This window comes from Pelagimonas phthalicica (assembly GCF_004364805.1).
Classification (GTDB): Bacteria; Pseudomonadota; Alphaproteobacteria; order Rhodobacterales; family Rhodobacteraceae; genus Pelagimonas; species Pelagimonas phthalicica.
Window position 1 is genome coordinate 281267 of record NZ_SOAP01000003.1, and the last position, 21798, is coordinate 303064.

General features: G+C 60.3%; 19 protein-coding genes. 5 read left to right on the forward strand and 14 right to left on the reverse strand.

Translation table 11 applies throughout. The features are described from left to right. Window positions 1-89 precede the first annotated feature (89 nt). The 10 genes from CLV87_RS19505 to CLV87_RS19550 form a co-directional block, all read right to left on the reverse strand. Window positions 90-1076 (reverse strand): thiamine pyrophosphate-dependent dehydrogenase E1 component subunit alpha, encoded by a 987-nt coding sequence (locus CLV87_RS19505; RefSeq protein ID WP_235871999.1) that lies wholly within the window; start codon window positions 1074-1076, stop codon window positions 90-92. A gap of 579 nt (window positions 1077-1655) precedes the next feature. After that, window positions 1656-3941 carry an adenosylcobalamin-dependent ribonucleoside-diphosphate reductase gene (locus tag CLV87_RS19510; RefSeq protein WP_099248856.1) on the reverse strand — a complete coding sequence of 762 codons (2286 nt, stop codon included), beginning with the start codon at window positions 3939-3941 and terminating at the stop codon, window positions 1656-1658. 163 nt (window positions 3942-4104) lie between these two features. Beyond that, window positions 4105-5205, reverse strand: a complete 1101-nt coding sequence (locus CLV87_RS19515) for an AAA family ATPase (RefSeq protein WP_133840850.1) — start codon at window positions 5203-5205, stop codon at window positions 4105-4107. Between the two features lie 195 nt (window positions 5206-5400). Beyond that, window positions 5401-5622 (reverse strand): hypothetical protein, encoded by a 222-nt coding sequence (locus CLV87_RS19520; protein ID WP_099248859.1) that lies wholly within the window; start codon window positions 5620-5622, stop codon window positions 5401-5403. Further along, entirely contained in the window at window positions 5619-6251 is a 633-nt protein-coding gene (prfH, locus tag CLV87_RS19525) for a peptide chain release factor H (RefSeq protein WP_099248861.1), read from the reverse strand. The genes CLV87_RS19520 and prfH overlap by 4 nt, the downstream gene beginning before the upstream one ends. Continuing rightward, window positions 6248-7381, reverse strand: a complete 1134-nt coding sequence (locus tag CLV87_RS19530; protein ID WP_099248863.1) for an RNA ligase RtcB family protein — start codon at window positions 7379-7381, stop codon at window positions 6248-6250. Before CLV87_RS19530 ends, prfH begins: the two co-directional genes overlap by 4 nt. A 302-nt stretch (window positions 7382-7683) precedes the next feature. Next, window positions 7684-8628, reverse strand: a complete 945-nt coding sequence (gene egtD, locus CLV87_RS19535) for an L-histidine N(alpha)-methyltransferase (RefSeq protein WP_099248865.1) — start codon at window positions 8626-8628, stop codon at window positions 7684-7686. Between the two features lie 21 nt (window positions 8629-8649). Next, window positions 8650-9900, reverse strand: a complete 1251-nt coding sequence (egtB, locus tag CLV87_RS19540) for an ergothioneine biosynthesis protein EgtB (protein ID WP_099248867.1) — start codon at window positions 9898-9900, stop codon at window positions 8650-8652. 212 nt (window positions 9901-10112) lie between these two features. Continuing rightward, entirely contained in the window at window positions 10113-10640 is a 528-nt protein-coding gene (locus CLV87_RS19545; protein WP_099248868.1) for an SRPBCC family protein, read from the reverse strand. A 13-nt stretch (window positions 10641-10653) separates the two neighbouring features. Continuing rightward, on the reverse strand, window positions 10654-11610 hold the full coding sequence (locus tag CLV87_RS19550) for a haloalkane dehalogenase (protein WP_099248870.1): 957 nt from the start codon (window positions 11608-11610) through the stop codon (window positions 10654-10656). A gap of 145 nt (window positions 11611-11755) precedes the next feature. Between CLV87_RS19550 and CLV87_RS19555 the strand changes: the two genes are divergently transcribed. Beyond that, entirely contained in the window at window positions 11756-12643 is an 888-nt protein-coding gene (locus CLV87_RS19555; RefSeq protein ID WP_099248872.1) for a LysR family transcriptional regulator, read from the forward strand. A gap of 416 nt (window positions 12644-13059) precedes the next feature. On the opposite strand, the gene CLV87_RS19560 is transcribed toward CLV87_RS19555, so the two are convergent. Beyond that, window positions 13060-13656, reverse strand: coding sequence for an exonuclease domain-containing protein (locus tag CLV87_RS19560; protein WP_099248874.1), 597 nt, complete (start codon window positions 13654-13656; stop codon window positions 13060-13062). A 177-nt stretch (window positions 13657-13833) separates the two neighbouring features. Between CLV87_RS19560 and CLV87_RS19565 the strand changes: the two genes are divergently transcribed. The 4 genes from CLV87_RS19565 (at window position 13834) to speD (ending at window position 18343) form a co-directional block, all read left to right on the forward strand. Further along, window positions 13834-16326, forward strand: a complete 2493-nt coding sequence (locus CLV87_RS19565; RefSeq protein ID WP_099248876.1) for a heavy metal translocating P-type ATPase — start codon at window positions 13834-13836, stop codon at window positions 16324-16326. Next, window positions 16323-16724 carry a Cu(I)-responsive transcriptional regulator gene (cueR, locus tag CLV87_RS19570; RefSeq protein ID WP_099248878.1) on the forward strand — a complete coding sequence of 134 codons (402 nt, stop codon included), beginning with the start codon at window positions 16323-16325 and terminating at the stop codon, window positions 16722-16724. Before CLV87_RS19565 ends, cueR begins: the two co-directional genes overlap by 4 nt. A 108-nt stretch (window positions 16725-16832) precedes the next feature. Then, entirely contained in the window at window positions 16833-17765 is a 933-nt protein-coding gene (locus CLV87_RS19575) for a pirin family protein (RefSeq protein WP_099248880.1), read from the forward strand. A 197-nt stretch (window positions 17766-17962) separates the two neighbouring features. Beyond that, entirely contained in the window at window positions 17963-18343 is a 381-nt protein-coding gene (speD, locus tag CLV87_RS19580; protein WP_099248882.1) for an adenosylmethionine decarboxylase, read from the forward strand. A 412-nt stretch (window positions 18344-18755) separates the two neighbouring features. Here the strand turns inward: speD and CLV87_RS19585 are convergent, their stop codons facing one another. From CLV87_RS19585 to CLV87_RS19595, 3 genes are read right to left on the reverse strand one after another with little or no spacing between them, the layout of a single operon-like run. After that, window positions 18756-19790, reverse strand: coding sequence for an ABC transporter substrate-binding protein (locus CLV87_RS19585; protein ID WP_099248883.1), 1035 nt, complete (start codon window positions 19788-19790; stop codon window positions 18756-18758). Continuing rightward, complete coding sequence (locus tag CLV87_RS19590; RefSeq protein WP_099248884.1) at window positions 19769-21130, reverse strand: sensor histidine kinase; 1362 nt, start codon at window positions 21128-21130, stop codon at window positions 19769-19771. The genes CLV87_RS19585 and CLV87_RS19590 overlap by 22 nt, the downstream gene beginning before the upstream one ends. Continuing rightward, window positions 21127-21792, reverse strand: a complete 666-nt coding sequence (locus tag CLV87_RS19595) for a response regulator transcription factor (protein WP_099248886.1) — start codon at window positions 21790-21792, stop codon at window positions 21127-21129. Before CLV87_RS19595 ends, CLV87_RS19590 begins: the two co-directional genes overlap by 4 nt. Window positions 21793-21798: the final 6 nt, after the last annotated feature.

Sequence of the window (21798 nt, forward strand, 5' to 3'; positions counted from 1 at the left end):
TCGCATTTCCTGTGCGGTGGCCTCGGCCATTGCCCGTGCGATTGTCAGTTTACGTTCATTTTCCATTGTCATTCCTCCTCCCTTTGCGTTCAGGCGAATACGGCTGTCAGCGCGTCTTCTGGTTTTGGATCGGCGCTGGCGCGGGCAAAGCTGATCGCGTCGTCCACGGCGGCCTGAGCCTTGTTTTCCAAGGCATCCAACTCCCCCTCGGTAAACTGGCCGTCAGCCAACAGCTTGGCGCGCATCGCCGGGATCGGATCTTTCGCGAACAATCCGTCCTTTTCCCCCTCCGGGCGGTAGCCCTCGGCATCGCCCATGAAGTGACCCGCCAGTCGGTAGGTTTCGATCTCGATCAGCGTCGGGCCGTCGCCGCGCCGCGCCCGTTCGATGGCTTCACCGGCCACTTCATAGATTTTCAGGGGATCGTTGCCGGGAATGTAATGGCCGGGAATGCCATAGGCCGCCGCCCGGTCAGAGTTCCGCTGAATTGCTGTCGAGGCTTCCTTGGATACGGAAATCCCCCAGGCGTTGTCCTCGACAACAACGATCATCGGCAACTTCCAGACCGCGGCGAGGTTCATGGCCTCGTGAAAGGCCCCCTGGTTGGCCGCCCCTTCACCAATGAAGGACACCGCGACACCGGGTTTGCCCTGAATCTGACGCGACAGCGCCGCGCCGGCCGCCGGGCCCATGCCCTGTGCGATGATGCCGGAACAGGCAAAGTTCACATCCGCGTCGAAAATGTGCATATGGCCACCGCGCCCGCCGGACAGACCCGTTGCCTTGCCGAAAATTTCCGCGGCCATCTTTTTGAGATCCACACCTTTGGCGATGGCCTGATGGTGGGGGCGATGCGTCGCGGTTACGACATCTTCGGGATTGAGATGGGCACAAACCCCAACGGCCACGGGCTCTTGCCCGTCTGACAGATGCATCTCACCCGGGATCGGCCCATCCGCCATGTTGAAAACCGGCGACTTGCCTTCCATGTAGATTTTCTCGATGGCGTTTTCGAACCGACGGCTGGTCACCATCTTTTCATACATCCACGCCAAGGTGTCTTTTGCTGGTTGCATTATTCCTCTCCTCCTAGTCGGCGAAAGGCTGATGCAATCTATTCAGCTTGAGTAGCGATTTCCTGTGACAGGGATTGGGGGCGGGAAAACTGTCTCACTTGGCGCGGGTTGAGACACCCAGTTAGACAGTCATGCGTCAAACTGGGTTGTGATAGTGAGAGTGCGTAGGCCGTCTGTTTGGCGGGGCATTGGGGCTGGACGTGTCGCCCACTACCATCATCAACGCAAATACCAAAGAGATGTTGATACCCCGCGACGATCGTGTGCTCTGCTCATTCGGTTTTCTGGAATCACGGGCCGGCCTACTCCGCATGCGCTGCCTGGCAGCATAAATCTGATCGCACAATGGCCAAAAGTTATCGCTCATAAGGTGCTGGACAGGCGCGCCGCACTCAGAACAAATTCGACCCGGGACACGGTCGCAACCCGGGCGAAATAGTCCGGTGCCTCCAAGACTGGCCAGCTGCAGTACGCACTCATTAGATTGGTTTTGCACCGTTATTCGTCCACCATGACAAAGTCGCCGCCCTTTTGACGGAGACATTGCCATCGGCGATGCGCATGGTCAAAACACCTAAATCACCCGCATTTCGAATGCCCGCAGGAGCCGCAGGTCATGCAGCCTTCGACCATGCGCATGTCATATTGGCCGCAAGATGGGCAGGCTTGGCCGCGTGGGGTGGAGCCGAGATTGACCACGTCAGCTTGTGGGTCTGATTTCAGGCCCATGCCTTCACCCTCGATAAAGCCGATGGAGACCATGTGTTTTTCGATCACGCCACCAATCGCAGCCAGGATTGAGGGGATGTATTTGCCTTGCACCCAGGCTCCGCCGCGCGGGTCGAACACGGCCTTGAGCTCTTCGACGACAAAGGACACATCGCCACCACGGCGGAACACGGCCGAGATCATCCGGGTCAGGGCCAGGGTCCAGGCGTAGTGCTCCATGTTCTTGGAGTTGATGAACACCTCGAACGGGCGGCGATGGCCGCCGACAACCACGTCATTGATGGTCAGATAGATCGCATGTTCACTATCGGGCCATTTCAGCTTGTAGGTCGCACCTTCCAGCGATTGTGGCCGGTCCAGCGGTTCGGACATATAGACCACTTCGGCCCCGGCAGTGCCGTCTTGCGCCAGGGCAGGGGCCTCGGACGGGGTTTTGTCGGCCTCGGATACAGAGAGGACCGAGCCGGTCACATCATTCGGACGATAGGTGGTGCAACCTTTGCAGCCGGTCTCGTAGGCCTCGAGATAGACGCTCTGGAAATCCTCGAACGAGATGTCTTCGGGGCAGTTGATGGTTTTTGAGATCGAGCTGTCGACCCATTTCTGTGCCGCGGCCTGCATGCGCACGTGATCGAGCGGAGCCAATGTCTGGGCATTGACGAAGTAATCCGGCAGCTCTTTGTCGCCGAACTTTTCGCGCCACATTTGCACTGCGTAATCAACGACTTCTTCTTCGGTGCGGCTGCCATCCTTTTGCAGCACCTTGCGGGTATAGCTATAGGCAAAGACCGGTTCGATCCCGCTCGACACGTTCCCGGCATAGAGCGAGATTGTGCCAGTTGGCGCGATCGAGGTCAGCAGGGCGTTGCGGATGCCATGTTCGCCGATTGCGGCGCGCACATCGTCATCCATGGCGCGCATGGTGCCGCTGCTGAGATAAGGTTCGGCCTCGAACAGGGGAAAGGCCCCTTTTTCCTTCGCCAAATCCACCGAGGCCAGATAGGCGGCGCGGGCGACACGTTTCAGCCATTGTTCGGTCTGACGCGCCGCCTCCTCTGAGCCATAGCGCTGACCAACCATTAGCAACGCATCCGCCAACCCGGTGACACCCAAGCCGATGCGGCGTTTGTTCTGGGCCTCAAGGCGCTGTTCCTCAAGCGGGAAGCGCGAAGCATCGACCACATTGTCCATCATGCGCACAGCGGTGGCGACGAGATCGTCCAGCAGCTCTTCGTCCAGATCCGCGCCGTCCTCGAAGGGGCGATCCACCAGACGGGCGAGGTTGATCGAGCCAAGCAAGCACGCGCCGTAAGGCGGCAGAGGCTGCTCACCGCACGGGTTCGTCGCGGCAATGGTCTCCACATAGCTCAGGTTGTTGGCCTTGTTGATGCGGTCGATAAAGATCACGCCGGGTTCGGCATAATCATAGGTGGCGCGCATGATCTTGTTCCACAGATCGCGGGCCTCGACCGTGTGATAGACCACATCGCCGAATTTCAGCTCCCAACTGCCATCGGCTTTGACCGCTTCCATGAAATCATCGGTGACAAGAACCGACAGGTTGAACATGCGCAACCGGGCGCTGTCGGCTTTGGCGGCGATAAAGCTTTCGATGTCGGGGTGGTCGCAGCGCATGGTGGCCATCATCGCCCCGCGGCGCGACCCGGCCGACATGATGGTGCGGCACATGGCATCCCACACATCCATGAAGGATAGCGGCCCGCTGGCATCGGCGGCAACGCCTGCCACCGGTGCGCCTTTGGGGCGGATGGTCGAAAAGTCGTAGCCGATACCGCCACCTTGCTGCATGGTCAGCGCGGCTTCTTTCAGCATGTCAAAGATCCCGCCCATGCTGTCGGGCACGGTGCCCATGACAAAGCAGTTGAACAGGGTCACGCTGCGCGCGGTCCCGGCTCCGGCGGTGATGCGGCCTGCGGGTAGGAATTTGAAATCCTCCAGCGCGCCGTAAAACTTGTCTTCCCAGGCTTTCGGCTCTGCTTCCACCTCTGCCAATGACCGGGCAATCCGGCGCCAACTGTCTTCGACAGTGGCGTCAATCGGTGTTCCGTCGGCTTCTTTGAGGCGGTATTTCATGTCCCAGATCTGTTCGGCGATTGGGGCAGCAAAGCGAGTCATGGCAGCGATTCTCTTGGTTGGTGAGCGGTCGGTTTACATAGACGGGCGGGGACGGGCAAGCTGTGTCGGGAAAGACATATCTTGAAGTCATCTATCAGCTTACCACCAAATAGGCCCGTTTCCCAAGCGCAATGATTGGGCAAATCCCAGCCGGTTTGGCGCGCTATTCGGCAGCGATGGGCGCGGCGGCGGGGTGCAGATCCAGCGCCTGCGCCGCCAGCTCAGGATTGGCGGAATTGGCCAAGAGCCAGGCTTGAATGGCCGCCGGGCTGTGAAGGCTTGCGCCCAGCCGGGTCTGAAACTGCTGCGCCAGCTCGGCCTCACCGGGAAAAAAGCGTTCGAACAGCTGGCGCGCGGTCGCGGCGCGCACATGGCCGAGCTCCAGATGCATATCGGCGCGTCCAGGGCGGATCAGCGCCGGGTCTAGGCGCTCCTTGTGGTTGGTGGTCATGATCAGCGCGCGCCCTTCCTGCGCAGCTACACCGTCAATCGCGTTAAGCAAGCCGGAAAAGCTGATTGTCGCGCGCTTTTCTCCGGTTTCCCGCTGGGCAAAGACCGCGTCAATATCCTCAATCGCCAGCAATGTACGTGCGGGGGCCGAGATCATGGCGTCACGCAGATCATCATCACTGAGCCCAATGCGCCCGAGGTCCATGGTCGCGATATCCAGCGAAAGTTCCGAGGCCAGGGCGCGGATCAAGCTGGATTTGCCGGTGCCCGGCGGCCCATATAGCAGATAACCCCGCCGCCACGGCACGCCACGATCCGCGTACCAGGCCTGCGCGCTATGGAACCAACGCAGATCCTCCAGCAGCTTGTCCACCCGATCATCATCGGTGAGCACCGTGTCAATCGCGCGGCGCGGCACCTCGCCGACCTCATCCCACCAATCGCCTTTGAGCACATGCAGGCTGGGGCCGATGCGGTCTCGGTTCTCGGCCAGGTCGCGCCCTTTGGCGATCCAGCCCAAAAGGGTCTGCACCCGACCAAACAGCACGGTGATTTCCAGCACCTCCATGGGGCGTTGCTCATAGCTGCCGCCGACCTTGGCCTTTTCATTGATTTCGCGATCAAGGCGGCACAGATGCCCCTGATAGATAAACCAATGGCTGCCGGGGGCAGGGGCATAGCCTTTGGTGCCCTCGGCCCAGCTGTCATCGGTCAGGCGCAATTGCCGGGTGTGATCCAACACGCCGGTATGCTCCATCCACAGGCAGAAATGGCGATAGGCGGGGCTGCGATTGTCTAGGCTCTGTTGACACAACCCAGCCACCACCGGTTTCAGACCAAATTTTGTCGGCGCTAGGCGTTTTCGCGCAGCTAGGGCGCCCCCTTGCAAGCGGAAACAACGACGCGCTGGCAAAATTTGGCGAAATCGCAAGCGACGCGGCGGATTTTGCTTCTGACCGCCCTGATTTGCCCTTCCGATCACCCAGATCGCTGCGGTCAAATCAGCTTGTCAGCAGCAAAATCTGACACGCGCCGGTGGTGACTGGGTTGTGTCAACAGAGCCTGGCACAAGGCTGACCCAGACGCGGCGATGCACCAGCCGTGCCACCAGCGCGTATAGAGAGCGTAGCATCGCCGCCAACAGGCCAAGCCCGCCCAGCGCCAAGCCTCCGGCAAAGAAATCGCTTTGCAGGGCAGTGGCCAGATAACTCGTAACAATATTCCAACTCATGACTTGTCTTCCTTGAAGGTGGGGCCTTTGAAGCAGCGCAAGGGATTGCCGCGCTGCACCCGGTGATGCAGTTGATTTTGCGCGCTTTTGCTGTCAGCCAGATCCGCCTGCGCGCGGGCATTGGCGAGGATCTGAAGCCGCTCCAGGGCCAGCTTGCGGTTTTGATGTTGCGAGCGCCCATCGCGCACAACGACGCTTAGGCCGCTGGCGCTGTGATGGGCGCGCACGGCGCTGTCGGTGGTGTTCTGGTGCTGTCCACCGGGCCCGCCCGCGCGCAGGGTGGAAAAGCGTACATCCTCGGGTGTGATCTGTACCGCACCAGCGCGCGCCACCTCCAATTCAAAGACAGCGACAAACCAATTTGCGCGCTTGTGATGCGGGCGCATGGGGCTTTGGTGACGCCAGCGAATGGTGCCAATCCATTGCCGCGCCAGCGTTGCGGCCAACGCACCATTCAGCACCAAAACAGCCGACAGGATCCCATGTTTGCTGGGGCTGTCACTGATATCGACCTCAACCCCCATCTGCTCCGCCTCGCTTTGCAAACGCGTGACCACATGCTGCGCCGCCAATTGGCATTCTGCGGGGCCATTGCCCGATGTCACCATGACCGAGATTTGCCTGCTCATCGCCGCCCCTCCGATTTGACCTTTTTAAAGGTCAGAAGCGGGTGGAATTTGGCCTCGGTTTGCGCGACCCCCATATCCTGCAAATCCGCCGCCACATCGCCTGCGGATTTATAGGCCAGCGGGGCTTCTTCGATCAGCAGATCCCGATCTTCGCACAGGATACGCCCGCCGAACTGCGTGCGGGTCATGGCCTCAAGGTCAGAGCGTTTGCCGCGCACCCGCCCATGCATCGAACTGCGATCATAACGCCGCCCTGCCCCATGCGCCAAAGACCCCAGCGCATCCGCGTGTCCCAAGGGACGCAGCAGATAGCTGGGCGTGGCGCGGGTGCCCGCCAGCGGGATCACACCAGCCACTGCCTTGGCCGCGCCTTTGCGGTGCAACCAACCGGTGCCCTTTTGCTCCAACAGGTTATGTGGCGCATCGCTGATCAGATGCAGGTCAGCCCGCAGGGCCTCGGCCGCGCGTTCCGCGATGATCTGCCGGTTCAACCGCGCCCAAAGCACCGCCTGATCATGATCCCGCAAATAGTTCTGCGCGACCGGATCATCCGACAACAGCCCGGCAAAGGCCCCCTGAGGCAGCGCCCCAAGAACCGCATTGCCAAAGCCGCGCGATCCGGAATGCACCAGCAGATAGAGCCGGGATATATCCAACCCGCTGTCTGGCTCCGCCTCAACAAGGTTTTGCACCTCGCAGAAATGGTTGCCGCCGCCAATGGTGCCCAGCGCCTGCGCAAACAGGTCCGGTGCCAGCCCGTCCTCTTCCAGCCGTTCGGACAGGTCCGCTTCCAAAGGCCCCTCAAGTGCGCGCATCCGCCGCTCGGCCTTGTCGAGCTTGAATTTGCGCGCAGGCAGGTCCAACGCAAAGAGCGCCATGCCACAGCCGATATCGTTACCGATCAGTTGCGGATAAAGCCGGTCAGCCAGAACCGCGCAGCCCACCGGGCCATATTTGCCCGGATGCAGGTCGGGAAATGCCGCGATCTGGCGGACGCCCGCCCATCCGGACAGTTGTTTAAGTTGTTGTTCTGCCTGGTCTTCGATCCAGGCAGAGGGTGAATAAAATGTGGTGATGGTGCCGCGCCCTTGATTGGCGCTGGCCTGACCATCACAGACAGAATTGCCCATGAGAGATACCCATTTCGCGCCACGTTGGGCGCTATCGTATTGTAAAGAATTGCCGGGACAGAGCCGACATATCAGATCACCTCGGGCCGTTTTGGCTTAGAGAGTGATCAAACCCCGAAGGGCAGAGAGATGAATAAGCATGTCAGACCCTTTCCTGTTAGGGGTTACGATTTGGGCATCAAAGCCAGCAGCACCGCGTGTCGGGCTGCGTGGCGGTGTCATAGGGGCAAGTGCTGAGTCGCGCCAAGTCTTGATTGCCAAGGTTCGGCGCGATGTTGTTTTCGTGTCACATGGTGTTTCTGTCAGGCCACAGTGGGTGCCAGCACAGAGACCGAGAAATCCTTGCTAGCATCAGTAAAGCTCTGCGCCAGCTGCCAACCCGATTGCTCGGCCATCTGTGATAGGCTGGCATGGCTGTATTTGTGGCTGTTCTCGGTATGGATGCTTTCCCCTGTCTCAAAGCGGAAACGCTCTGCGCCAATCTGCACCTCTTGCGCGCGCAAGCTGACCAGATGCATTTCGATCCGGGCCAGTTCGGCATTCCAGCGCGCCTCATGTTTAAACCCTGCCAGATCGAAATTCGCCCCGGCCTCAAAATTCAGCCGCCGCAGCAGGTTCAGGTTGAACTCTGCCGTTACGCCCTGAGCATCGTCATAGGCGGCGATCAGGCGGCTTTCCTCTTTGATCAGATCGGCCCCAAGGATCAGCGCATGAACCTGTGGCAGATCGCGGATGCGTTGCAGCAGGGCAATCGCCGCCTCTGGTTCCAGATTGCCAATGGTCGAGCCGGGAAAGAACACGGTGACCGGTTGGTCAACCGCGCCGGGCAACGGGGGCAGGGCCTGCATGAAATCCGCTACAATCGGCGTCACCTGCAAACCCGGATAGGTCCGGCGCAATTGCGCGGCGCTGAGCTGCAGAAACTCCCCTGAAATGTCGAGCGGCATATAGGCACCAAGCCGGGGCAGGGCATCCAGTAGGATACGGGTTTTCACACTGGCGCCGCTTCCTAGCTCCATCAAAATGCCGCCATCGGGCACAAAGCGCGCCAATTGCGCGGCCTTGTCCTCAAGAATCGCGATTTCGGTGCGGGTCGGGTAATATTCCGGCAGCTGGGTGATGGCCTCGAACAGCTCACTGCCGCGGTGGTCGTAAAACCACTTGGCCTCAAGCGCTTTTTGCGGGCGCGACAGGGTTTCAATGGCTGAATTGGCCAATTGGGAATGGGTGATGACGGGTTTGTCCATCTGATCTCTCCTGCGGCGCGGTTACACGTCTTTGGCCAGGCGCAGGCCCAGCATTTGCCAACGTTGATGTGGGTAAAAGAAGGTGCGGTAGGTCGGGCGCATCTGCTCGACCGGCGTGGCGCAGGACCCGCCGCGCAGCACAAACTGATTGACCATGAACTTGCCGTTATATTCGCCAATCGCCCCTTCGGCGGGTTTAAACCCGGGATAGGCTGCATAGGCCGATTGCGTCCAATTCCAGACGTCACCCCAGAGCCCGGCACCGGGCAACGGTATCAAGTGCCCATCATCAACGAAATTGCCGGTGATCGGCGTGTCCTGCGCCGCCAGCTCCAACTCGTGTTCAGTCGGCAGACGCGCCCCGGCCCAGCGGGCAAAGGCATCCGCCTCGTAATAGCTCACATGCACCACCGGCGCATCCAGATCGACAGGTTGCGCACCGCGCAGGGTAAAGCTCCACCAGGCCCCATCCTGTTGCCACCAATAGAGCGGGTGCTGCCAGTCGTCGCGCTGGGCGCGGGTAAACCCGTCCATCAGCCAAAGCGGCGCGCTGTCATAGCCGCCATCCCGCATAAACGCGATCCATTCGCGGTTGGTCACCGGGCGATTGGCCAGTGCAAAAGGCGCGACAAAGGCCTGATGCCGGGGCCCTTCGCAATCAAAATGAAACCCACCGCCGTCAAAGCCAAAGCTGTGCAACCCACCATCAAAACGCTCGAATTGCAGCTCCGCCGGGCGGCGTTTGGGGGGCGTGGCGGGGTCCAGATAGGCCGGCAACAAGGGGTTGTAGCTCAGCCCATGCAGTAGGTCGGTGACCAGCAATTCCTGATGCTGCATCTCGTGATGACAGCCCAGCTCAACCAGGTCTGCAATCTCGGGCGTGTCGTCACGGCCCGCCTCCAACAGGGCGCGTAGGGAGTCCTCGACATGCAAACGGTAAGACCGAACAGCCTCCAGATCCGGGCGCGAGATCAACCCGCGTTTGTCGCGCGCATGGCGCGGCCCGGCCTGCACGTAATATGAGTTGAATAGAACGGCAAAACGATCATCGGGCGATTGATAATCGGGCAGGCGCTTACGCAGAATGAATTCCTCAAAGAACCAGGTCGTATGGGCCAGATGCCATTTCGCCGGGCTGGCATCCTGCATGGATTGCAGCATCATGTCCTCAGCGGTCAGCGGCGCGACCAATCGCGTTGTCCGGCCACGGGTGCGCTCAAACAGGTCCGCGATTTTGGCCACATCTGGGTTGACCGGTGTTTGCACATTCATATCTGAATTTCCTCAACTCTCTACTTGCTTAGGGTGTGACATAGGCTTGGTTTGTCGGGTGAACAGCCTATGCCCCAGCTTGCTGCCAGCCATTGTCAGCAACTGTGATCACGTCCCTGTGACACGCCCGCGAAATCCCCGGTTCACCCCAAGAATTACTCGCCTGGCCAAGGCGTTGTACCGCCTCGGCCAGGCGATCTAGGGCAAAAATCTCAGGCAAGCGCCGGCTTCAATTGCGGCTGTCCATGCGGGGCCCGCCTGTCGCGCAGGGATTGCCCGGTTTCGACGCGGGTTTTCACCGCCTCCGGCCCTTGTGGCAGTGCCTTTTTCAAGGCGCGGCGCATGAACAGGGCATGCATGATCCAGCCAATCGGCCAAAAGCGCAGATCATACCCCAGCTCAACCGTGATTTTTGAGCGCCCCTCGCCATTGGGCCAAACCGTCCATCGGCTGGTCGAGGCGGCCAAAGGGCCGAGCGGCGTCACCGAATAGGTCAGGCTGCGGCCAGCGTCCCAGGCAATGATCTCTTCCTGGATGCTGCCAAACCCTTTGATGTCACAATGACGCTTTTCCCCAAGCCCCTGTAGGTCAGGCGTCAGGCTATAGGCCAGCGTCACCTGCTGCGCATAGGTATCCGGCGCGCTGAAATCGGCCAGCACCTCCCAAACCTTGTCGGCGGGTGCGTTTACGTCAGTCTCCGTCGTCAGGCTGTATCGACCGGGCAGTTTATTCGCAGACATATCCGCGCCCTCCTCAAATCTCTTTCAGCCAATCGGCCAGGCCCTGACCAATCTCGACCGGGTAATCCTCCTGAATGAAATGCGCCCCGGGACCAAGATGGATGGTCGAGAGGTTGGGCACATTGGCCTGCAACCATTTGACCGCGTCCGGCGGCATGATCGCGCCGGGGGTGACATGGAACAGCAGCTTGGGGATATCGCTTGTGGTCAAATACCCGGCGATCTCATTGGTCAGCGCCGTGGTGCGCGCAGGCTCACCGCCAATCGGCACCTGACGCGGCCATTCCAGCAGCGGCGCGCGCTGGGCGGCATTGGCATAATAGCTATTGTAATGCGCCAGCGTCGGGGCATCTAGCGGAGTCGCCACGGCGATTTTGCCCAGGATCTCATTGATGAACATATTGTCCTCAAGGATCATCTTTTCCCCGACACCCGGCGTGCGCCAGGCCTTGAACAGCTCCCCAAACTCGCCCATCGCCTCATAGCTGGCAAAGGGCATGGCGGGCGGGGCGATGGTCTCCATAAAAGCGATGGCCTTGACCCGGTCGGGGTTCTGCATCGCCCAGTCAAAGCCCAGCGCGCCGCCCCAATCATGCAGCACCAACGTGGCGTTTTGCAGATCCAGCGCGTCGAGCAACCCGTGCAGATGCGCGGCGTGATCGTCATAGGTATAGGCCAGATCGGCGGGTTTGGCGCTTTGACCCATGCCAATCATATCGGCGGCAATCGCGCGGTGGGTTCCGGTGACTGCCGGAATGATGTTGCGCCACAAATAGCTTGAGGTCGGATTGCCGTGGAAAAACACCACCGGATCGCCCGCGCCCTCATCCACATAGGCCATGCTCTGGCCGAGGATCTCTTTGGTCTTCATCTCAAACGGGAAATCGGCAGACCCGGCTGCCAAGGTCAGTTTTGGCAGGCCCAATGCGGCTATGGCGGCGGTGCTGGTCAGAAAATGTCGTCGTTGCATCTCTTGTCCTCCTGTTGACGAAGGGTAAGATAGTGCGTCTATTTTCATGACATACGGCCAAGTTCGCGACACCTTGGATCGTTTTTGATACACCACCCCTTTGGCTTTTGCCGTTAGGGTTTGGCATGCAACGCAGGAGACCTAGATGGATTGGGCACGGCTCCCCTATTTCCTCGCGGTGGCGCAGACCGGCAGCCTGCGCTCCGCCGCCGAACATATCGGCGCGACCCATGCGACGGTTGATCGCAACCTGCGCGCGCTTGAGGAAGATTACGGCGTGCGCCTGTTTGATCGCTCTAAACAAGGGCTGCGCCTGACTGCTGCGGGCGAGGTGCTGCTGCCCATGGCCGAAGAGGCCGGGCTGCTGGTCTCCAACGCGCGGCGCAAGGTTCAAGGTCTGGACGAAGAGGCACGCGGCACCGTGCGCCTTTCGATGCCCGCCGGCTTTCTGCCCGGGCGTTTTGCGCAGATCATCGCCAGGTTTGAACGCGCCTATCCCGATATCGAGCTGCGTATCAGCGTCACCAACAAATTCGAAGATATCAACCGCTCGGAAACCGATGTTTCCATCCGCATCGCCCATCAGATCGATGATGACGTGGTGGGGCGCAAGGTCTTGCAATATAGCGGAAATGTCTTTGCCTCGCAGGACTACCTGGATCGTCACTGGGCTGATGCTGGCCCTGCCGGTGAAGGGTTGCAATGGATCGGCTGGGGCGAAACCGACCCAATCCCCGACTGGGTCAAAGCCAGCCCCTTTCCCAAAGCGCGCCTGCGCTACATGGTGCGCTCCCCCACCATGATCGGGCAACTGGTCTCCGCGGGAATGGGGATGAGCTACCTGCCCTATTCCGCCCAGGACTGGATACCCGGTCTCGTTGAGATGCCCGGCTGCAAACCATTCCTGGATCGCTCCATCTGGTTGCTTCTGCATTCCGACCTGCGCCGCACAACTCGGGTGCGGGTTTTGATCGACCATCTCGCCCAAGAAATCCGGGCCCTGCGTGCCATCTTCCTCGGTCCGCTCGCCTAACCTTCAGGTTTCTCTGGGCCAAAAATATCCCGGGGAGTCCCGAGCTTGCTCGGGGCGGGGCAGCGCCCCACCCCTGCGCCAGTCGCGTTAAATCAATGCATCCTAACCCTAGGGTCAGGACCCATTAATTTGACGTCACTGGCGCAGGAAGGGCAATAAAGCAGGGGTTTTGGACGCGTAGGAACTGGCGGGGTCAATTGCAAGCGGTCAAAGCCGCTGCTTTGCAGCGCTTCCTGCGTCCGTCTCCCCAAAGGGGAGCCAACTAAAGGGCGCATCTCCGGTGCGACGGATTTGCCTGACTTTGCCCCTGAGCTGCGTTACATCAGCTTGAAATACAACCAGTATTTCTATGATGATGTGCCTTGTCAGGGCCAAGATCAACCAAACCAGTGGCGTTAAATTAATGGGTCCTGACCCTAAGGACGGATCGGCAAGGACATCTGCGCCTTGTACTTGACCTGCGCGATCTGCTCAAAGGGCGTGCCCAGCCGTTCCTCAGCCAGCAACACCACTTCCGCCGAAGCCCGCGCATCCTCGCCAGCGTCGTGATGGGTGAATTCCAGGTCCAACACCTTTTTCAGATGCCCCAGCCCATGCCCACCATTGCCCAGATATTCCGGCCAGGCTTTGCGGGCGATACGGACACTGTCGCTCCAGCTCAGGTCAGGCTCTGGCAGGCGATAGGCGCGACAGGCCGCGGCAATGGCGCGGCTGTCAAATTGACTATGCTGAACAAGGTGATAGGGCTGCAGAAACGGGGCCATCACCTGCCAAATCTCAGGAAAAGTCGCCGCCCCGGCCACGGTCTGCGGCCCAATACCATGCAGCTCAATATTAAAGCTGGCAAAGGGCGTTTCCGGGTTCACCAGCACGCTATAGGCGTGGATCGCGTTGTGATGATCGACGCAGGCCAGACCAATCTGGCAGATACTCGCCGCCTCCCGGCTGGCGGTTTCCACATCCAGCGCGACAAAGCGAAATGGCCCCGTGGGCAAAGGCGGTATATGCGGCATCAGACGGTCCCAGATTTGGCTATCCGCAACCTGCCTGATCGCCTGCTTGGATGCAATCTGAGCAATAAAAACTCAAACACCCTTGAAAGGGCTTGACCTTCCCCCAACTGGAACCTTGACATTCCAGTCACGGGAAGCCTCTCGCCCCCGCTCGAGTCGGCCCTTTCGGAGAATAGAATGACCAAATCCCTCGCGCTGCCCATCAGTGGTTTGAATTGCGCCTCTTGCTCGGCCCGCGCCGAACGCGCCTTGAACGCAACGCCCGGCGTTACGCAGGCCAGCGTCAATCTGGCGACCAAAACCGCGCATATCCGATTCCAGACCCCGGCCAGCCCGCAATCTCTTGTCGAAACCCTGGAGCAGGCGGGCTATCCGGCTGCGCTGAAACAGGCGCGGCTTGGCATTTCCTCCATGTCCTGCGCCTCGTGCTCGGGGCGCGTGGCGCAAAACCTGTCTGACGCGCCCGGCGTGGTTGAGGCTCAGGTCAATCTGGCCACGGAAAGCGCCACGGTGGCCTTCATCCCCGGCCTGACCAGCCCAACGGAATTGGCGCAGCGGGTCACCGATCGCGGCTATCCAGCGCAAGTCCTGCGCGCGGACAGCCCTAGCGCGCCCTCTGACAAATCAGACGAAATCGCCGATCTCGGGCGGCTTACCCTGATTGCGGCCTTGCTGACCCTGCCGGTCTTTGTGGTCGAGATGGGTGGGCATATCTTTCCCGCGTTTCACCACTGGGTCGCTCATAACATTGGCACGCAGACCAGCCGCGTGTTGCAATTCCTGCTGACCAGCGCCGTGCTGTTTGGGCCGGGCTGGCGGTTTTATCGCACCGGCATTCCCCAGCTGCTGAAAGGCACGCCTGAAATGAATTCGCTGGTCGCGCTGGGCACAGCGGCGGCCTATGGCTATTCGACACTGGCGACCTTTGCCCCCGCCCTGTTGCCCGCCGCAGCCAATCACGTCTATTTCGAAGCCGCCGCCGTGATCGTCGTGCTGATCCTGCTGGGCCGCTGGCTCGAGGCCCGCGCCAAGGGCCGCACCGGCGCCGCCATTGCCAAGCTGGTCGGGTTGCGCGCCACATCCGCCCTTGTGCTGCGCGGCGATCAAAGCACGGAAATCCCGGTCGAAGAGATCGTCACCGGCGACATCATCCAACTGCGCCCGGGCGAAAAGATCGCCACCGATGGCGAGGTCATAACCGGCAGCTCTTTTGTCGACGAAGCCATGGTCACGGGCGAGCCGATCCCGGTGCAAAAACAGCAAGGGGATGCACTGATTGGCGGTACGATCAATGGCACCGGGGCGCTGCAATTCCGCGCCACCAAGGTTGGGGCCGACACCATGCTGGCGCAGATCATCGCCATGGTCGAACAGGCGCAGGGGGCCAAATTGCCAATCCAGAACCTGGTGGATCGCATCACGCTTTGGTTCGTTCCGGCGGTGATTTTGGCGGCTGTGATCACCGTGCTGGTCTGGCTTGCCTTTGGGCCGACCCCAGTGCTGAGCCACGCCTTGGTCGCCGGGGTGGCGGTGTTGATCATCGCCTGCCCCTGCGCCATGGGACTGGCCGTGCCAACCTCGATCATGGTGGGCACAGGGCGGGCCGCTGAGTTGGGTGTTTTGTTCCGCAAAGGCGACGCTTTGCAAGAGTTGCAGGATTGCGCCGTCATCGCCTTTGACAAGACCGGGACTTTGACCCAAGGGCGGCCCGAATTGTCAGATATCCAGACCCTGCCGGGCTTTGACGCGGATCAGGTCCTGGCATGGGCCGCCTCGGTCGAAGCGCTTTCGGAACATCCTATCGCCTTGGCCGTCACCCGCGCCGCTGAGACGCGTGGTTTGACCGTTCCAGCCGCCCAAGGTTTTGCCAGCGAAACCGGCTTTGGCGTCACCGCCGATGTGGACGGGCATCAGATCAAACTTGGCGCGGCACGTTTCTTTACCCGTGACGGGATCGACCTGACCGGCCTGCAACCCCGCGCCGAAGAGCAGGCTCAAGCCGGGCACACCCCGCTGTTTGTGGCCGTGGACGGTCAGTTGGCGGCGCTGATCACCGTCGCCGACCCGATCAAGCCCGGCGCGGTCGAGGCGATCCGCCAGCTCAAGGTGATGGGGCTGCAACTGGCCATGATCTCCGGCGATGCCAAGGCCACGGCCATCACCATCGCGCGGGATTTGGGCATTGACCATGTCGAGGCCGAGCTGCTGCCCGATGGCAAAACCGCCGCGATTGAACGGTTAAAGCAAAAGGGCAAGCTCGCCTTTATCGGCGATGGCATCAATGACGCGCCCGCTTTGGCCGCTGCTGATGTCGGCTTGGCCATTGGCACCGGCACCGATATTGCCATCGAAGCCGCCGACGTGGTTCTGGTCTCTGGCGACCTTGGCGGCGTGGTCAGCGCGCTGGATCTGTCGCGCCGCACCCTGGCCAATATTCGGCAAAACCTGTTCTGGGCCTTTGGCTATAACACCGTGTTGATCCCGGTCGCCGCTGGTGCGCTGTACCCGCTTTGGGGGCTGCAACTATCGCCGATGCTGGGGGCAGGGGCCATGGCGCTCAGCTCGGTCTTTGTGCTGTCCAACGCCTTGCGCCTGCGCTTTGTCTCTGCCGCCAAGCCGGTTGCACAGCCCACCCCTCCGCTCACCTCACCACAGGAGCGCCCAGCATGACAAACCTCACCATTGGCGAGGTCGCCAAACGCGCAAACCTGCCAGCAAAAACCATCCGCTATTACGAAGATATTGGGCTGATCACCCCCTTGCGTGACAGCAATGGCTATCGGGTCTTTCGTGAAAGCGACTTTCACAAACTGACCTTTCTGGGCCGGGCGCGGGCTTTGGGTTTTACGATTGAGGATTGCCGCACCCTGTTGGCGCTTTATGAGGATGACAGCCGCGCCAGCGCCGATGTCAAAGCCATCGCGCAAAAGCACCTAACCGAGATCGAGGCCAAGATCACCGATCTGCAAGCCATGCACGCCACCCTGTCCGATCTGTCGCAGAAATGCTGCGGCGACGCCCGCCCCGATTGCCCGATCCTTGAGGGGTTGAGCGGGCAAACCAACTGAGCGCTTGTGCATTTGCGCACCAACCCTGACGAATTGCGGTGAATTGATAAATCCTCTCACAGTGTCATCTTACTGGCCAACACGATCATTGTGATGAGGAGGCAAGACATGAGTTGGAACCCGGCAATCGACCCCCATTGCCCCGAAGCGGCGAGCATGGATGCGATTGAGACCCTGATTGTGCCGCGCGCCCGCGATATTGGCGGCTTTGAAGTGCGCCGCGCCTTGCCCGCGGCCCGGCGTCAGATGGTTGGGCCGTTTATCTTCTTTGACCAGATGGGGCCGGCTGAGTTCATCACCGAAGGCGGTATCGACGTGCGCCCGCATCCTCATATCGGCATTTCCACCGTGACTTACCTCTATCAGGGCGAGTTTGAACATCGCGACAGCACCGGAGCCCATCAGATGATCTATCCCGGTGAGGTCAATCTGATGACCGCCGGTCAGGGGGTGACCCATTCGGAACGCACCAGTGCTGAGACCCGTGGCACGCGGCATAGCCTGTTTGGTGTGCAAACCTGGATCGCCCTGCCAGAGGAGGCCGAGGACAGCGCTCCGGCCTTTGAACATCACAGCAAAGAGGCGCTGCCCCTTCTTGAGGGCGAAGGCAAGGAGGTGCGGCTGATCATGGGCCACGCCTGGGGCGAACGGGCGCCCACCCGCACCGATAGTGAGTTGTTCTATGCGGATGCGGTGCTGAAGGCAGGGGCGATGCTGCCGCTGCCGGATGATCACGAAGATCGCGGCATCTATGTGGTGCAGGGCGAGATCGAGGTGGCGGGCCAAAGCTTTGCTGCCGGTCAGATGATGGTCTTTCGTCCCAGTGACAAGATCACCGTGCGGGCCGGCGGGCAGGGCGCGCGTCTGATGCTGCTGGGCGGGGCCACGCTGAACGGGCCGCGTCATATCTGGTGGAACTTCGTCGCCTCCTCGCGCGAGCGCATCGAAGAGGCCAAGGCCGCCTGGGCCGCGGGTGACTGGCAAGACGGCCGCTTTCGCCTGCCGCCTGGGGATGACCAAGAGTTCATTCCGCTTCCGTAAGGCGCTCGGTGGTAAAAGTTTTAGATAAAACTTTTGCAAATTCCGTGGACGGAATTTGGGTGGGACCCTCACCCTCTTAAACATTCTCATCTGTTCCTCTGCCTGCCAACTTTGCCAGCCTTGATCGCCGGGTCGGATATTCATAGGCTTTGCTGCATATTCTATGGTGCGCGGCACTGGGCGGGGTTTGAGCAGGCATGACACAATTTGATCCGCAAATCGCCCTGGGCCAACATGTGATTGCCGATTTCTGTGGGGCGGATCATCTTGTTGATCCCATTCCTGCAAAGGCCATTTTCGCCCAAGCCGCCAAGGCGGCGGGGGCAGAGCTGCTTGAGATCAAGCTGCATGATTTTGGCGATCGGGCCGGGTTTACTGGCGTTGCGCTTTTGGCGGAATCCCACATTTCGGTGCATACTTGGCCAGAACACGCCTATGCGGCGATCGACATCTTTATGTGTGGCGATTGTGATCCGATGCGCAGCCTGGATGTGTTGCGCGCCTATTTCACTCCGGCGGAGGAAAAGCTGCAGATCCTGTCGCGCGGCTTTGTCATGCCGCCGGTTTTGAAGGCCTGACGGGCGGAGCATAGGGGGCCAGCCCCCTTGCGCGCCTTGCGGCACGCCACCCCCGGGATATTTTGGGCCCAAAGAAACCCGGTGTCGGGAGGAGGTTGATCCTAGGGCCTGTGGACACTCACCATAAATCATCGGCGCGAGACCCATTTTGCCGTTGACAAGGCGATTTTCCCGCAGCGATCTGGTTGATCGGAAAGGGAAATTAACGAAGGCAGAGGCAAAATGGGCCGCGCAGCTCCGCTGTTTCGCCAAAATTGCGCATTTCGTCGTCATTTGGCCTTGAAATAGAGCACCACCGACCGACAGGGCATTTCGGTACGAAATGTCCCGAAAGGGAATTCCTGCGGTCAAATTCCTAGAACTGAGCAGTTTTGGACTGAAACTGATGGTCTTTGGTGAGTGTCCACAGGCCCTAGTCCTGCTCCAGTGAGCTTTCCCAGTTCTTGAGGAAACTTGCCCGTTTCAATTGATCGAGAAACACCAGCAAACCTGGGCCAAAGCGGATCGGGCGCAGGGCTGTGTTGGTTTCCAGCGAGGCATTGGTGATCGCGGGCAGGCCGGTGGCGGCGATGAGATCGGGGCGCTGGTTATAGGTCAGCAGAAAGTCGATCATCGCCTGCGCCCCGGCTTCGTTTTCCACCGTGGCGGGGATCAGGGCCGTGCGCGACATCACATTGGTGAAATCGCGCATTTCGACGATATGCAGATCGGGCATGGCCGCAGCCTGACCCGCCGCATAGCTGCCCAGCACGTTATAGGCCAGGGCCAGCCGCCCGCTTGCCACATCGCGGATCATGTCACCTGAGCAGCAATAGAGCTGCGCATCCAGCCGCCCCATTACTTCCATCAACCGCCAAAAGGCTTCGGAATTGCGGCTGTCTTGCGTGGCCATCAGATAGCCAAACCCGGAGCGGCGCACGTCATAGGTGCCGATTTTGCCCTGAAATCTTTCAGGTGAGCCGCGCAAAAGCGCAATTAACTCATCGCGGGTTTGTGGGATCTCGGTATCGGCAAAGGCGCTTTTGGAGACGACCAGAACGGCCGGTTCCAGAGTGAAGGCAAAGAGCTGATTGCGCCACAGCGCCCAATCGGGCAGATCCACCGATCCGGGCTGATAGGAAACGGCAAACCCGTCATTTGCCAGCTTGGTTTGCAAATCCATCGCTGAGGAAATTGCCAGATCAAACACCGCCCCGTCCGTATAAATCGCCTGCATCAGGTCCGAGGTGCCGGTGACCGTGTAATCCAACGTTATGCCGGGGTTTTGCGCCTGAAACGCCCGTAACACCGGATCGAACACGTTCAAATCGGCGGTTGAGATGATGCGCAGCGTGCTTGCTTCGGCGTCGGAGGGATAGAGCCGCTGGTCTTCAATCTCAAAGGCTGACAAGGCTCCCACCCAGCCAATCCAGGCCCAAAGAGCCATTAAAACAGCAAGGATACGCATGCGCCGCCCTCTTGGTTATGGGTGATGTCCAGCCGGCCGCCATGCACGCGGGCGACCTCTTCGGCGATGGTCAGACCCAGGCCCGAGCCGACCACGTGACCAACATTGTCGCCACGCTGATAGCGCTTGGTGATTTCGCCCAGATCAGCATTGCCAAAGCCGCGCCCTTGATCCGAGATGCTCAGCCGGATTTGATCACCCTGTTGCAAAGTGATGGTGATGTCGCTCTCATCAGGGGAGTATTTGATGGCGTTGTCGAGGATATTCATCATCGCGGCCTGCAACAAAATCCCATCGCCTAGCAGCGTGACAGGATCATCGGGAAGGTCACGCAAGACCTTGATATCTTTCAACTCGGCTGTGGGTTCCAACCGATCACAGGTCTCGGCCAGCAGGGCACGCAGGTCCAGCGTGTCGCGCGCCAGCGCATCGGAGCGGAAGGTCACCATGGCATGATCCAGCATTTGCCCCGCCGAGCGCGAGCTTTGATCAATCGCGCGGATCATTTCGCGGATCGCTTGTTTGTGATGCGGTTTGTTGAGCTTGCGATGGGTGATTTCGGCCTGACTGCGCACGGTGGCCAACGGTGTGCGCACGCGATGGGCGGCCTCGGTAATGAAATCTTCGGTACGGGAAAGCGAGGCGCGCAGCCGCGCCATCAGGTTGTTCAGTGCCTCAACCAGCGGCACCAACTCCTCGGGCGTTTCGGCACGAACTGGGCGCATGTCGCTGGGGCCACGCCGTGTGACGGCACCGGTCAAGCGGCTGATCGGGGCCAGGGCTGAATTCGCGGCCCAGAGGCTAAGCGCGGTGGCCAAGAGCAGGAACACAATCCCGACCCCCGTGGCCGTCCAGGTGATCTGTTGCGAAATCGCCGCCAGCCCCTGCCGGGTCTGCGCCACGGTGATCACCGCGGTGGTGGCGTTAGCCGCCGGGCCAATCCGACGCGAGACCGAGACCAGCCGCACCGGCTCACCGCGATAGTCCAGCGTTGCCACCACGCGCGCGCCCAGGTTGGGCACCAGATCGGGCAGGGGGAGGTCACCATAGCCAGTGAGGGTCTCACCCGCCACGCTGACCCGGTAAAACACCCGGTCTTGGTTTAGGGTTCCCAGCATCGACAGGGCGGAATAAGGCAGATCCAGCGTTATCGCACCGCCCTCGCTATGCAGACTGTCGGCAATCGCCGTGGCCGAAGCGGTGAGGATGTCATCCTGTGTGCCTTCAGCCGCGCGCTCTGCCACGCCGCGCACCACAAGGATAAAGACCAGCGTCAGGATTGCCGCCACCCCGGCCAGCTGGAAAAACAACCGCCGCCGGATCGAGCCAAAAACCTTCATGCGGTCACCAGCCGATAGCCCAACCCACGCACGGTTTCGATCCGCGCGCCGGATCCTTCGAGCCGTTTGCGCAAGCGCCCGACATAGACCTCGATGGCGTTTTCGCTGGCCTCGTCCGAGAGCGAAAACAGCCGGTCCATCAGGTGGGATTTGGCAAAGACCTGACCGGGTGCGTTAAAGAAGACTTCGAGAAGCCTCAACTCGCGGTTGCGCAGACTGATCACCTGCCCAGCAAATCGCAACTCAGCGCTGGCCGAATCAAGCACCGTGTCAGCAAAGCTCTTTTGGTTGTCAGCGGCCCCTCCCTGACGGCGCAACACCGCGCGACAGCGGGCCTCGAGCTCGGAAAAATCGAACGGTTTGGTGATGTAATCATCCGCGCCAAGGTCCAGCAAACCGACCCGATCTGACACGGCGGAACGGGCGGTGACGACGATCACCGGCACGCGCTCTTGTGCTTGTCTGTGCCGTTCGAGAAAGCTGCGCCCATCGCCATCCGGCAGCATAATATCCAGCAAAATCAAATCGAAAGAAGCAACCGCCATCAGGTCCTCAGCCGCCTCCAACGTGTCGGCATGATCCACCGCATGTCCATCCAGCTGCAGCCGCTCGACGATATTGGCCGCCAGCTGCATATTGTCTTCGATCAGCAGGAAACGCATGAGATG